Source organism: Streptococcus sp. Marseille-Q7156 (assembly GCF_965119495.1).
Genome location: NZ_CBCPLU010000001.1, coordinates 717,387 through 731,472 on the forward strand (window position 1 = coordinate 717,387; position 14,086 = coordinate 731,472).

General features: G+C 41.5%; 15 protein-coding genes. All 15 read left to right on the plus strand.

Translation table 11 applies throughout. From position 1 onward, the window contains the following. Positions 1-10 precede the first annotated feature (10 nt). The 15 genes from truB (at position 11) to lacA (ending at position 14,021) form a co-directional block, all read left to right on the plus strand. Positions 11-889, plus strand: a complete 879-nt coding sequence (gene truB, locus ACWPV5_RS03545) for a tRNA pseudouridine(55) synthase TruB (protein WP_454382335.1) — start codon at positions 11-13, stop codon at positions 887-889. A gap of 109 nt (positions 890-998) precedes the next feature. After that, the gene (udk, locus tag ACWPV5_RS03550) at positions 999-1,637 is read left to right on the plus strand and encodes a uridine kinase (RefSeq protein WP_001181376.1); all 639 of its coding nucleotides are present in this window, start codon (positions 999-1,001) and stop codon (positions 1,635-1,637) included. A gap of 127 nt (positions 1,638-1,764) precedes the next feature. After that, on the plus strand, positions 1,765-3,105 hold the full coding sequence (gene xseA, locus ACWPV5_RS03555) for an exodeoxyribonuclease VII large subunit (protein ID WP_454382337.1): 1,341 nt from the start codon (positions 1,765-1,767) through the stop codon (positions 3,103-3,105). Further along, the gene (locus ACWPV5_RS03560; RefSeq protein ID WP_454382339.1) at positions 3,083-3,295 is read left to right on the plus strand and encodes an exodeoxyribonuclease VII small subunit; all 213 of its coding nucleotides are present in this window, start codon (positions 3,083-3,085) and stop codon (positions 3,293-3,295) included. The genes xseA and ACWPV5_RS03560 overlap by 23 nt, the downstream gene beginning before the upstream one ends. Next, positions 3,292-4,167 (plus strand): polyprenyl synthetase family protein, encoded by an 876-nt coding sequence (locus ACWPV5_RS03565; RefSeq protein ID WP_454382341.1) that lies wholly within the window; start codon positions 3,292-3,294, stop codon positions 4,165-4,167. The genes ACWPV5_RS03560 and ACWPV5_RS03565 overlap by 4 nt, the downstream gene beginning before the upstream one ends. Next, positions 4,160-4,975, plus strand: coding sequence for a TlyA family RNA methyltransferase (locus tag ACWPV5_RS03570; protein ID WP_219966618.1), 816 nt, complete (start codon positions 4,160-4,162; stop codon positions 4,973-4,975). The genes ACWPV5_RS03565 and ACWPV5_RS03570 overlap by 8 nt, the downstream gene beginning before the upstream one ends. Continuing rightward, positions 4,968-5,399: an arginine repressor gene (locus ACWPV5_RS03575; protein WP_219966619.1), complete on the plus strand. Its 432-nt coding sequence runs from the start codon at positions 4,968-4,970 to the stop codon at positions 5,397-5,399. The genes ACWPV5_RS03570 and ACWPV5_RS03575 overlap by 8 nt, the downstream gene beginning before the upstream one ends. A gap of 6 nt (positions 5,400-5,405) precedes the next feature. Further along, positions 5,406-7,073 carry a DNA repair protein RecN gene (recN, locus tag ACWPV5_RS03580; RefSeq protein WP_261037590.1) on the plus strand — a complete coding sequence of 556 codons (1,668 nt, stop codon included), beginning with the start codon at positions 5,406-5,408 and terminating at the stop codon, positions 7,071-7,073. 1 nt (position 7,074) lies between these two features. Further along, complete coding sequence (locus tag ACWPV5_RS03585; RefSeq protein WP_023942588.1) at positions 7,075-7,803, plus strand: metallophosphoesterase family protein; 729 nt, start codon at positions 7,075-7,077, stop codon at positions 7,801-7,803. A gap of 78 nt (positions 7,804-7,881) precedes the next feature. Next, complete coding sequence (gene lepA / locus ACWPV5_RS03590; RefSeq protein WP_023942586.1) at positions 7,882-9,705, plus strand: translation elongation factor 4; 1,824 nt, start codon at positions 7,882-7,884, stop codon at positions 9,703-9,705. Between the two features lie 261 nt (positions 9,706-9,966). Then, complete coding sequence (locus ACWPV5_RS03595) at positions 9,967-10,443, plus strand: PTS sugar transporter subunit IIA (RefSeq protein ID WP_000521974.1); 477 nt, start codon at positions 9,967-9,969, stop codon at positions 10,441-10,443. Between the two features lie 38 nt (positions 10,444-10,481). After that, the gene (locus tag ACWPV5_RS03600) at positions 10,482-10,787 is read left to right on the plus strand and encodes a PTS sugar transporter subunit IIB (RefSeq protein ID WP_000590547.1); all 306 of its coding nucleotides are present in this window, start codon (positions 10,482-10,484) and stop codon (positions 10,785-10,787) included. Between the two features lie 47 nt (positions 10,788-10,834). Beyond that, on the plus strand, positions 10,835-12,310 hold the full coding sequence (locus ACWPV5_RS03605; RefSeq protein WP_261070180.1) for a PTS galactitol transporter subunit IIC: 1,476 nt from the start codon (positions 10,835-10,837) through the stop codon (positions 12,308-12,310). Positions 12,311-12,408: 98 nt separating this feature from the next. Next, entirely contained in the window at positions 12,409-13,305 is an 897-nt protein-coding gene (locus tag ACWPV5_RS03610; RefSeq protein WP_219966626.1) for an aldose 1-epimerase family protein, read from the plus strand. 290 nt (positions 13,306-13,595) lie between these two features. After that, on the plus strand, positions 13,596-14,021 hold the full coding sequence (gene lacA, locus ACWPV5_RS03615) for a galactose-6-phosphate isomerase subunit LacA (RefSeq protein WP_000029277.1): 426 nt from the start codon (positions 13,596-13,598) through the stop codon (positions 14,019-14,021). The last annotated feature ends 65 nt before the right edge of the window (positions 14,022-14,086 follow it).

Sequence of the window (14,086 nt, forward strand, 5' to 3'; positions counted from 1 at the left end):
GAAACAAGATATGAACGGTATTATCAACTTAAAAAAAGAAGCGGGGATGACCTCGCATGATGCGGTTTTTAAACTGCGTAAGATTTTGGGAACTAAGAAGATTGGTCATGGTGGAACCTTGGATCCGGATGTAGTTGGTGTTTTACCGATTGCGGTTGGCAAGGCGACACGCATGGTCGAGTTTATGCAGGACGAGGGCAAGGTCTATGAAGGGGAAATCACTTTAGGCTATTCCACGACGACTGAGGATGCCAGTGGGGAAGTGGTCGCAGAGATGCCTGTTTTGTCGCCCTTGGATGAAAAACTTATTGATGAAGTGATAGTCAGTCTGACTGGGTCTATTACCCAGATTCCGCCTATGTATTCGGCTGTCAAGGTCAATGGTCGTAAGCTCTATGAGTATGCACGTGCAGGTCAGGAAGTAGAGCGACCAGAACGTCAAGTAACCATTTACCAATTTGATCGGACAAGTCCGATTTCTTATGAGGGGAATCTAGCACGTTTTACTTTCCGTGTGAAATGCAGTAAAGGGACATACATCCGTACCTTATCGGTTGACTTGGGAGAGAAGCTGGGTTATGCGGCTCATATGTCTCAGTTAACACGGACTAGTGCTGCAGGGTTACAGTTAGATGCTGCTTTGACCTTGGAAGAAATTGCTGAAAAAGTAGAGGCTGGTCAACTGGACTTTCTCCATCCTTTAGAGATTGGGACAGGGGACCTTGTCAAAGTTTTCCTAACTCCAGAAGAGGCTACAGAAGTGCGCTTTGGTCGTTTTATCGAGCTCGAACAAACAGAACAAGAATTAGCTGCCTTTGAAGATGATAAATTGCTAGCTATTCTAGAAAAACGAGGCAATCTCTACAAGCCAAAGAAGGTTTTTAGCTAATCTAACTGGGGGGGAGGGAGTGTTGTTTCCACTAGACCATCCAAATCAGACTATAAATTTTGCAAAAAATGTGATAGAATAGACGACGGATAAAAAAACGGAGGATAGCATGCAAAATAGACCAATCATTATCGGAGTGACAGGTGGTTCTGGTGGTGGTAAGACCAGTGTTTCAAGAGCCATTTTATCGCATTTTCCAGATGAAAAGATTTCCATGATTGAGCATGATTCATACTACAAGGATCAGTCTCATTTGACCTTTGAAGAGCGTGTCAAAACCAACTATGACCATCCTTTTGCCTTTGATACAGACTTGATGATTGAGCAGATTAAGGAATTGTTGGCAGGGCGTCCGGTGGACATCCCGACTTATGACTATACAGAGCATACACGGAGTAGCAAGACTTATCGTCAGGAGCCTCAAGATGTCTTTATCGTTGAGGGGATTTTGGTCTTGGAGGACAAGCGCCTGCGCGATTTGATGGATATCAAGATTTTTGTGGATACGGATGACGATGTGCGCATTATTCGTCGTATCAAGCGCGATATGGAAGAACGTGGCCGTAGTCTTGATAGCGTTATTGACCAGTACTTAGGCGTGGTTAAACCTATGTATCATCAGTTTATCGAGCCAACTAAGCGTTATGCGGATATCGTCATTCCTGAAGGGGTTAGCAATACAGTGGCTATCGACCTGTTGACAACCAAGATTGCAAAGATTTTGGAAGAAGCTCGAAACAGCAAATAATCAGATGTGGAGGCCTTGCCTCCTTTTTCTATTTTTCTCTCATAATGGTACATAAATGGAGATTTTTAGGCATATTTTTGGTATAATAATACTCATGAACGAGCAAGAAAATGAATAGTAGGTGGAGATGGAAAAGTATTTATCGGTAACAACTTTGACCAAGTATCTGAAAATGAAATTCGATAAAGACCCTTACTTGGAACGGGTCTATTTAACTGGTCAAGTTTCCAACTTTCGTAAACGACCTACTCACCAATATTTCTCCCTAAAAGACGACCATGCAGTCATTCAAGCGACTATTTGGTCTGGGATTTATCAGAAATTAGGTTTTGACCTAGAAGAAGGAATGAAAATCAATGTGATTGGGCGTGTGCAGGTCTATGAACCAAGTGGTAGCTACTCCATCATCATTGAAAAGGCAGAGCCCGATGGGGTTGGTGCGCTTGCGATTCAGTTTGAACAACTCAAGAAAAAATTGACAGAAGAAGGCCTGTTTCAAGAACGCTTCAAGCAACCTCTGCCCCAATTTTCTAAGAAAATTGGTGTAGTAACCAGTCGCAGTGGAGCCGTGATTCGAGATATTATCACGACTGTCAGCAGGCGATTTTCAGGTGTCGACATTCTCCTCTATCCGACCAAGGTTCAAGGAGATGGAGCAGCAGAGGAAATAGCTCGAAATATTGCGCGTGCTAATCAACGGGACGATTTGGATTTGCTGATTATTGGTCGTGGAGGAGGTTCCATTGAGGATCTCTGGGCATTTAACGAAGAAATTGTGGTACGAGCTATTTTTGAGTCTCGTTTGCCAGTTATCTCTAGTGTGGGGCATGAGACAGATGTGACTTTAGCAGATTTTGTGGCAGATCGCCGCGCTGCGACGCCAACAGCTGCAGCTGAACTAGCAACGCCTGTGACCAAGTTGGATTTATTAGCTTATTTGCAAAATCAGGAAAAACGGATGGCAACAGCAGTCCGAAATGTCCTATCTAAGAAACAAGAAGCTTTGAAAAAATGCAGTCAGTCTGTTATCTTTAGACAGCCAGAGCGCTTGTATGATGGCTATTTGCAACGGCTAGACCAATTACAATTGCGCTTAAAACAAAGTTTGCGAACAAGGATTTCTGATAGCAACCAATTAGTGCAAGCAAGGACGCATCAACTGGTGCAATTATCACCTGTTACCAAAATCCAACGTTATCAAGACCGTCTAGGCCAGTTGGATAAGCTCCTCCGTAGCCAAATGGCGCTGGTTTATGATGCCAAGGTTGCTGAAGTGAAGCGTCTTTCAGAAGCTTTGCTCATGTTGGATACCAGTCGAATTGTGGCGCGAGGTTATGCTATTGTCAAAAAAGAAGAGTCCGTTGTAGATTCGGTTGAGAGTTTGAAGAAAAAAGACCAAGTGACGCTTTTGATGCGGGATGGTCGAGTAGAATTAGAGGTTAAAGATGTCAAAACAAAAGAATTTTGAGGAAAATCTAGCAGAACTGGAAAGCATTGTCCAAAGTTTGGAAAATGGTGAAATTGCTCTGGAAGATGCGATTGCTGCCTTTCAAAAGGGCATGATCCTGTCAAAAGAGCTCCAAGCGACGCTGGACAAGGCTGAAAAGACCCTGGTCAAGGTCATGCAAGAAGACGGAACAGAAAGTGATTTTGAATGAAGAAGCAAGAAAAATTAGCTCTTGTCGAGTCAGCTTTGGAAGACTTTTATGGAGACCAGCAGTTTGCCTCTAGTTTGCGAGAGTCTGTTCTCTATTCCATTCATGCTGGTGGCAAGCGTATTCGACCTTTTCTCTTGTTAGAAGTTCTGGAAGCCTTGCAGGTCGCTATTAAACCAGCACATGCGCAGGTGGCTGCGGCCTTGGAAATGATTCATACAGGGAGCTTGATTCACGATGATCTTCCAGCTATGGATGATGATGATTACCGTCGGGGACGATTGACCAATCACAAGAAATTTGGTGAAGCTATGGCGATTTTGGCTGGAGATGCTTTATTCCTAGATCCTTACGCCTTGATAGCGCAGGCAGATTTGCCAAGTCAGATCAAGGTGGACTTGATTGCTAACTTATCGCTTGCGTCAGGAAGTCTGGGCATGGTAGCAGGCCAGGTTTTGGACATGGAGGGTGAACACCAGCATTTGTCTTTGGAAGAACTTCAGACCATTCATGCTAATAAGACTGGAAAACTACTAGCTTATCCCTTCCAAGCAGCTGCTATTATAGCCGAATTGGCACCTGAGATGCAGGCAAAACTGAAAACTGTAGGTGAATTGATTGGGCTTGCTTTTCAAGTCAGAGATGATGTGTTAGATGTGACCGCTAGTTTTGAGGAAATCGGCAAGACACCTCAAAAGGACCTACAGGCAGAAAAATCAACCTATCCAGCCTTGTTGGGCTTGGAAGAGGCAATTGCCTTTTGTAACCAGACTTTGGATCAAGCTAATGCAAAATTAGAAGAAATTGCCCAGCAGGTTCTCTTTGAGATAGAATCGATTGTAGAAGTAGTAGAAAGTTTGAGAATCAATGGCTAAGGAAAGAGTGGATGTACTAGCTTATAAACAGGGCTTGTTTGAAACAAGAGAACAGGCCAAGCGAGGTGTGATGGCTGGCCTAGTCGTAGCAGTCCTTAATGGAGAACGGTTTGACAAGCCAGGAGAGAAAATCCCAGACGACACCGAGCTAAAACTCAAGGGGGAAAAACTCAAGTATGTCAGCCGTGGTGGCTTGAAATTAGAAAAGGCCTTGCAGGTCTTTGAGTTGTCAGTGGAAGGAGCTACAACGATTGATATCGGTGCTTCTACTGGAGGTTTTACCGATGTCATGTTGCAAAATGGTGCTGAGTTAGTTTATGCAGTCGATGTTGGTACCAATCAATTGGCTTGGAAATTACGCCAAGACCCACGGGTTGTCAGCATGGAGCAATTCAATTTCCGCTATGCAGAGAAGACTGATTTTGAAAAGGAACCGAGCTTTGCCAGTATTGATGTGAGTTTCATTTCCCTCAGTCTGATCCTTCCAGCCTTGCACCGTGTCTTGGCAGATCAAGGTCAGGTTGTGGCTCTGGTTAAGCCTCAGTTTGAGGCAGGACGTGAGCAGATTGGGAAAAATGGAATTATTCGCGATACCAAGGTTCATCAACATGTCCTTGAATCTGTCACAACCATGGCAGTAGAGGAAGGATTTTCAGTCCTTGGATTGGACTTTTCTCCCATCCAAGGTGGGCATGGAAATATTGAATTTTTAGCGTATTTGAAAAAAGAAGAGTCAGCAGGCAATCAGGTTCTTGCTGAGATTGAAGAAGTAGTAGAGAGGGCGCATAGTCAATTTAAAAATGAATAAAAAAGAGAGACTTGAAAAAATTAGACGATTTGTGACAGATTATCAAATCGGTACGCAAGAAGAAATTGTACAACATTTGAAAGAGGCTGGCATCAGTGCCACTCAGGCAACGGTATCCCGAGATATCAAAGAATTAGGTGTTGTCAAAATTCCTTTGAGAGACAACACCTATGTCTATGAATTGCCAAAATCAATCGTGAAAAGTTTGCAACTGGCTGAAGACAATATCGAATCGGCTCAATTGATGGACAAGATGATTAATCTCCAAGTTATCCCAGGAAATACAGCTTTTGTAAAAGCTCAGTTAATTGAGACTTTTGCTGACAAGATTTTTAGCTGTTTGGCTGATGATAGCTCGATTTTAGTCATTGCCAGAAGTGAAAGTCTAGCTAAGGAAATCTTTGAACAAGTAAAAAATTGGTAGGTCTATATGTTACTTGAAATTTCGATAAAAAACTTTGCCATTATTGAGGCTATTTCCCTCAATTTTGAAAAGGGAATGACTGTCCTGACTGGTGAAACGGGTGCAGGGAAGTCGATTATCATTGATGCCATGAATATGATGTTGGGAGCTCGTGCGACGACAGATGTTATTCGTCATGGTGCGCCAAAGGCAGAGATTGAGGGGCTATTCTCCGTTGAAAATAGTCGCCTTTTGCAGGAAATTTTTAATGAGCAAGGTTTGGAATTGAGTGATGAGATTATCATCCGTCGAGAAATCTTGCAAAATGGTCGTAGTATCAGCCGTGTGAATGGCCAGATGGTTAATCTGTCTGTTTTGCGTGCTATTGGGCAACATCTGGTGGATATTCATGGTCAGCATGACCAAGAAGAGTTAATGCGTCCTCAACTTCATATTCAAATGTTGGATGAATTCGGCGATGCAGCCTTTTGGGACTTGAAAGAAACCTATCAAACGAGTTTTGATGCTTATCGAAAAATGCGTAAGCAGGTTCTGGAAGTTAAGAAAAACCAACAGGAACACAAGGCACGTATTGAAATGTTGGAATTTCAAATGGCAGAGATAGAGGCAGCAAACTTGCAGGCTGGAGAAGATCTGGCTCTTAATCAAGAGCGTGGTAAGCTGCTCAACCATAAAAATATTGCGGATACACTGACCAATGCCTACAGCATGTTGGACAATGAAGATTTTTCAAGTCTGGCTAATGTTCGTTCGGCCATGAATGACATGGAAAGTGTTGAAGAGTACGATCCTGAATACCGTGAAATTTCAAGCTCTCTGTCTGAAACCTACTATGTCTTAGAAGATATTAGCAAGCGTCTGGAAGCTATTATTGAGGACCTTGATTTTGATGGCAATCGCCTCATGCAGGTTGAGAATCGTTTGGATCTCCTTCATACTATTACCCGTAAGTATGGTGGGACTGTAGACGATGTCTTGCTTTATTTTGCCAAGATTACGGAAGAATACAATCTCTTGACAGGTAATAACCTTTCGTCTGAGGACATGGAAGCAGAGCTTAAGAAGTTGGAAGTCAATCTTGTCGATTTGGCAGGTCAACTTGCCTCTGCTCGTCATGATTTGGCCCAGCAGCTAGAAGCAGAGATTAAGCAAGAACTGCAAGATCTTTATATGGAAAAAGCCCAGTTTCAGGTTCGTTTTAGCAAGGGCAAATTCAGTCGTGAGGGAAATGAAATGGTTGAGTTTTATATTTCAACCAACCCTGGCGAAGATTTTAAACCCTTGGTTAAGGTTGCATCTGGCGGAGAATTGTCTCGCCTCATGCTAGCCATTAAGTCTGCCTTTTCACGTAAAGAAGGCAAGACAAGTATTGTCTTTGATGAGGTGGATACGGGAGTTTCAGGTCGTGTAGCCCAAGCTATTGCACAGAAGATTCATAAAATTGGTCAGCATGGGCAGGTTCTAGCTATTTCCCATTTACCACAAGTGATCGCGATTGCGGATTATCAATTCTTTATTGAGAAGATTAGCAATGACCATTCAACAGTTTCGACTGTTCGTCTCTTGACGGTTGAAGAGCGAGTGGAGGAAGTTGCTAAGATGTTGGCAGGTGATGACGTGACAGAAGCAGCCCTGACGCAAGCCAGAGAATTGTTGAGAAACAGGGAGAAATAAGATGACAGATTATTATGTAATTGGAGATGTTCACGGAAAAGCTGGGATGCTGGAAGACCTTCTCAAAACATGGGATGGTCAGACCCAGTTGCTCTTTTTAGGGGACTTGATTGACCGTGGTGAAGATAGTCGCCGTGTCCTAGAGATGGTTAAGGACTTGGTCGATAATCAAGGGGCTATCTGTTTATCAGGAAACCACGAGTATATGTTTTTGACTTGGATCGATAATCCAGAAGAAAGCTATGACCACTATCGTCGCAATGGTGGAGATACAACCATTAACTCTATCCTAGGTCGTCCCTTGGATGCACCAGTTGATGGAGTTGAGGATGCCAGGCGTGTTGCTACTGAAGCGGCAGACTTAGTCGAATTTATTCGTCAAATGCCTTTTGTGGTAGAGACAGACAAGTATATCTTTGTGCACGCAGGTATTGATTTGACCTTAGACGACTGGCATGAAACCACAGATTACAAGAAAGTATGGCTTAGAAAACCATTCCACGAAGCCGAAAATCATACTGGAAAAATCATTGTCTTTGGTCATACACCAGTTTATGGTTTGTTAAAGCAAGATCGAGGTACAGCTGAGCTTTGGACTACAGAAGATGGCAAGATTGGGATGGACGGAGGAGCTGTCTATGGTGGTGTCCTTCACGGGATTGTCTTTACAGACCAAGGAATGACAGAACATCACTTTATCGAAAATGACGGCTTTGTCGCTGAAGATTAGTACTCCTAGCAGGGTATGGTCTTGTCAAAATGTCAAAAACAATTTATAATAAATAGATACCCTGAAAGGAAGAGAATCATGAACTTAGAAGAATTGAAAAAACGACAGGAGAAGATTCGTAACTTCTCTATTATCGCCCATATTGACCACGGAAAGTCGACTCTAGCAGACCGCATTTTGGAAAAGACAGAGACAGTTTCCAGTCGTGAAATGCAGGCCCAGCTTTTGGATAGCATGGATTTAGAGCGAGAACGTGGGATTACTATTAAGTTGAATGCCATTGAGCTCAATTATACTGCAAAAGATGGCGAAACTTATATTTTTCACTTGATTGACACGCCGGGGCACGTAGACTTCACCTATGAAGTTTCACGTTCACTAGCTGCCTGTGAGGGAGCGATTTTGGTGGTCGATGCTGCCCAAGGGATTGAGGCCCAAACCCTTGCCAACGTTTATCTAGCCTTGGACAATGATTTGGAAATCATGCCAGTCATTAACAAAATTGACCTACCAGCTGCAGATCCAGAGCGCGTGCGTACAGAGATTGAAGATATCATTGGTCTAGATGCCAGCGAAGCAGTCTTAGCATCAGCTAAAGCTGGTATCGGTATCGAAGAAATTCTTGAGCAAATCGTAGAAAAAGTGCCAGCGCCAACAGGTGATGTGACGGCGCCACTTAAGGCCTTGATTTTTGACTCTGTTTACGATGCTTACCGTGGGGTTATTCTTCAAGTGCGTGTCATGGATGGGGTGGTCAAACCTGGCGATAAGATTCAGCTTATGAGCAATGGCAAGACCTTCGATGTGACAGAAGTTGGTATTTTTACTCCGAAAGCAGTTGGTCGTGATTTCCTTGCGACTGGTGACGTTGGATATATCGCTGCATCTATCAAGACAGTTCAGGACACTCGTGTGGGTGATACCGTTACCTTGGCAACCAATCCTGCTGCAGAGCCATTACATGGTTACAAGCAGATGAATCCTATGGTCTTTGCGGGTCTATATCCTATCGAGTCAAACAAGTACAATGACCTGCGTGAAGCCCTTGAAAAATTGCAACTGAATGATGCTAGTCTTCAGTTTGAACCAGAAACATCTCAGGCACTTGGATTTGGTTTCCGTTGTGGTTTCCTTGGACTTCTTCATATGGATGTTATCCAAGAACGTTTGGAGCGTGAGTTCAATATTGACCTCATTATGACAGCTCCGTCAGTTATTTACAAGGTTAACTTGACCGATGGGGAGTCTATGGATGTGTCAAACCCGTCTGAATTCCCAGACCCAACCAAGATTGCGACCATTGAAGAACCTTATGTCAAAGCTCAAATCATGGTACCACAGGAGTTTGTCGGGGCAGTAATGGAATTGGCTCAGCGCAAGCGTGGGGACTTTGTGACTATGGACTATATCGATGATAATCGTGTCAATGTTATCTATCAAATTCCACTTGCTGAAATCGTCTTTGACTTTTTTGATAAGCTTAAGTCTTCGACACGTGGTTATGCAAGTTTTGACTACGAATTGTCAGAGTACCGCCCATCTAAGCTAGTGAAAATGGATATTCTTCTCAACGGAGATAAGGTGGATGCCCTCAGCTTTATTGTTCACAAGGACTTTGCCTATGAACGTGGGAAACTCATCGTTGATAAACTCAAGAAAATCATCCCTCGCCAACAATTTGAAGTTCCAATCCAGGCAGCAATTGGACACAAGATTGTGGCTCGTACTGATATCAAAGCCCTTCGTAAGAACGTACTTGCCAAGTGTTACGGTGGTGACGTTTCTCGTAAACGTAAACTCCTTGAAAAACAAAAAGCTGGTAAGAAACGCATGAAAGCTATCGGATCAGTAGAAGTTCCGCAAGAAGCCTTCCTCAGCGTCTTGAGTATGGATGAAGAATAAGTTGTTTAATTGTATTTCCTTCTTCATAGGAAATTTATATAAGAATCAATAGTAAAGCAGGCTTAAATGGTCTGCTTTTTTAGTTTCTAGAACAGAAAAAAATGTTTGTAGTGTTTGTTTGTATGTTTGTTTTTATATAACGAACTACAAAAACAACAAAAATATAAAAAAAGAGACAAAAAACAACAGAAAAATATTGACAACGATTTCATATAGTGTTATACTTATAGCATAAAGTTAATGGAAAGAAGGGAAAACCTTATGGGATTAGATCATTTCTTTGACAAAAACCTTGTGTTTTGCTTAGAAGCGGATAATCAAGAACATCTCTTTGATCAGGTTGCAACTTTATTGGAAGAACGAGAAATCGTGACTCCAACCTATCGTGAAGCCTTGATCACTCGTGAAAAGTCATTTCCAACTGGCTTAGATATGGAATTTTTAGGTAAGGATTTGCCGAATGTGGCTATTCCTCATACTGATATTGTTCATAATCTAGCTGAAAAAGTTGTGGTGGTTCGATTAGAAAAACCAGTGACTTTCCACAATATGATTGCACCAGATAAGGAAGTAGAAGTATCCTTGCTCTTCTTTATCATTAATAACTCAAGTTCAAGTCAAACAAACATTCTTGCTCAGTTGATGGACTTCTTTACTGGAAATGGTCATCTTGAAGACTTATCAAAAATTTCTGAACCAGAAGCCCTTTATGCTTATATTGCTGAAGCAATCGCTTAATCTTGTCTATTAAAAATATTAAATTGGAGGAAATCCATATGATTAAAATTCTTGCTGCCTGCGGTGCAGGTGTTAACTCAAGCCACCAAATTAAAAGTGCTCTTGAAGAAGAACTTTCAAACCGCGGTTTTGATGTTCACTGTGATGCAGTTATGGTAAAAGACGTTAACGAAGACCTTATCAAAGGTTATGACATCTTCACACCAATTGCTGCTACAGACCTTGGTTTTGACCCAGGTATTCCAGTTATCGAAGCTGGACCAATCTTATTCCGTATCCCAGCAATGAGTGCTCCAGTATTTGACAATATTGAAGCAGCTATCAAAGAACACGGATTAAGCTAATTATCAATTTGTTAACATTCATATAACATAAAAAGGGAGGAACTGTTATGGATGCAATCTTTGGCCTAATCAAAGAATTTTTCACACCTATCTTAGATATGGGTGGTCCTGTCATTATGTTGATCATTTTGACAATATTGGCTCTACTTTTTGGAGTGAAATTCTCCAAAGCGCTTGAAGGTGGTATCAAACTTGCCATCGCTCTTACAGGTATCGGAGCTATCATCGGTATGCTAAATGGTGCTTTCTCAGCATCACTTGCAAAATTCGTTGAAAATACTGGTATCCAATTGAGTATCACTGACGTTGGTTGGGCACCACTTGCAACAATCACTTGGGGATCTGCTTGGACACTTTACTTCTTGCTTATCATGTTGATTGTCAACGTAGTAATGCTTGCTATGAAGAAAACTGATACACTTGATGTCGATATCTTCGATATCTGGCACTTGTCTATCACAGGTCTTTTGATTAAATGGTATGCTGACAACAATGGTGTGAGCCAAGGGGTTTCACTCTTGATTGCTACAGCAGCTATCGTACTTGTTGGTGTGTTGAAAATTATCAACTCTGACTTGATGAAACCTACATTTGATGACCTTCTTAACGCACCAAGTTCATCACCAATGACATCAACTCACATGAATTACATGATGAACCCAGTTATCATGGTTTTGGATAAGATTTTTGAAAAATTCTTCCCAGGTCTTGATAAATATGACTTTGATGCTGCTAAATTGAACAAGAAAATCGGTTTCTGGGGTTCTAAATTCTTTATCGGTTTCATTCTTGGTATTGTTATCGGTATTATGGGAACTCCACATCCAATTGAAGGGGTTGTAGATGCAGATAAATGGCGTCTTGTTATCAAAGGATGGTTGTCTCTTGGTTTGACTGCCGGTGTATCTTTGGAACTATTCTCACTTATCGGTTCATGGTTTATCGCCGCTGTGGAACCTCTGTCACAAGGTATTACAAACGTTGCTACTAAACGTCTTCAAGGACGGAAATTCAACATCGGTCTTGACTGGCCATTCATCGCTGGTCGTGCTGAAATCTGGGCTTGTGCTAACGTACTTGCACCAATTATGTTGATTGAAGCTGTACTTCTTTCAAAAGTCGGAAATGGTATCTTGCCACTTGCAGGTATCATCGCTATGGGTGTTACTCCAGCTCTCTTGGTTGTAACTCGTGGTAAATTGCTCCGTATGATCATCTTCGGAACACTCTTGTTGCCACTCTTCCTTCTTTCAGGTACACTTATTGCACCATTTGCAACAGAACTTGCTAAAGGTGTAGGTGCCTTCCCAGCAGGTGTGAGCCAAACTCAATTGATCACTCACTCAACTCTTGAAGGACCAATCGAAAAACTTCTTGGTTGGACAATTGGTAACACTACAACTGGTGATATCAAAGCAATCCTTGGTGCTGTAGTCTTCCTTGTATTCTACATCGGTATCTTTGCATGGTATAGAAAACAAATGATCAAACGTAACGAAGAGTACGCAGCGAAAGCAAAATAATGCGCTCCTATAAAATGTAAATTGTTGAAACTAGGTTGTCATACCATTAGGAGTGACAGCCTAGTTTTTTATAAACTATCAAGAAATCGGAGAAAATAATGGTAATTGAATTAAAATCAGAACAATTAAGAGTTCAATTTAACAGTTTTGGTGGAGCTCTTTCTTCTATAAAAGATGCTGAGGGACTTGAGTATTTGTGGCAAGGGGATGCCACTTATTGGAGTGGACAAGCTCCTGTTCTTTTCCCCATTTGTGGTTCATTAAGAGAGGATACAGCCGTCTATATAGATGAGAATGGGCAGAAAAGCAAAGGAAACATTCCTCGTCATGGTTTGGTTCGTAAGAAAGAATTTGAATTAGTTGAACAGACAGAAAAGAGTGTAACTTTTGCAATTGAAGACGATGAGAATAGCTATCAAAACTATCCTTATCATTTCCGCCTAGAGATTACTTATTTCCTTACTGGAAAGACAGTACGGACTCAATACAAGATTTTTAATAAAGAAACTAGCAAGGTCATGCCTTACTTTATTGGTGGACATCCAGGATTTAATTGTCCTCTACTGGATGATGAGGTCTATGAAGATTACTATATAGAGTTTGAGAAAGAAGAGACTTGCTCTGTTCCACGTCCTTTTCCAGAAACGGGGATGCTTGATTTCCAAGATAAAAGTCCATGGCTAGAAGGTCAAAAAGAATTAGACCTCAGCTATGATCTTTTCAGTACAGATGCAGTCACCTTAGATGAATTGCAATCTAGAACAATTGCCCTTCGTTCTCGTAAACATGATAAGGGATTGCAAGTGCACTTCGCAGAGTTTCCAAACCTCATTATCTGGTCAACTTTGAATAAGAGCCCTTTCATTGCCTTTGAGCCATGGTCTGGCTTGTCAACATCTCTTGAAGAAGGAGATCGTCTAGAAGATAAGAAGAATGTTCGTCTCCTAGAACCTGGTCAAGTGGATCAAATTGGTTTTGATATCGAAATTTTTTAGATTGAAAAATAAAACACAAAAACAAACATTAACTGTTGACTTTTTCAGGGAATAGGAGTATATTATGTTTGTAAGCAACAAATGATGTTTGCAACAAACAAATAATCACTTGTTATATTTTCTTTCGCAGAGAAGGATTATTTCTAGGGAAATGGTTTCCTAAACTTGAATAAGGTGACATTCATCTCATTCAATCCAATTTGTCAATAAACTGCTAGAAAGCTTTTTGTAGGTAAACTGCTAACTATAAAAGTCTTTACTAGCCTAGAAAAATAAAAGGAGTATACGATATGTCTATTGTTATCGGTGCAGATGCTGCAGGTTTGAGATTGAAAGAAGTTGTGAAAGACTTCTTGGAAAAAGAAAACTTCCACGTTGTGGATGTTACAGCTGAAGGTCAAGACTTTGTTGATGTGACTCTTGCTGTTGCTGCAGAAGTAAACAAAGAAGAACAAAACCTTGGTATTGTGATTGATGCTTATGGAGCTGGTCCATTTATGGTCGCAACTAAGATCAAAGGAATGGTTGCTGCAGAAGTATCTGACGAACGTTCAGCTTATATGACTCGTGGTCACAACAACTCACGTATGATCACTATGGGTGCACAACTTGTTGGTGATGAATTGGCTAAAAACATCGCTAAAGGATTTGTTAACGGTAAATACGATGGTGGCCGTCACCAAATTCGGGTCGATATGTTGAACAAAATGTGCTAATACTCTTCAAAAATCAAGATAATCTGTCGTCAGCTCACTTTAGCTAACCTCAGTTATGCTCGCAG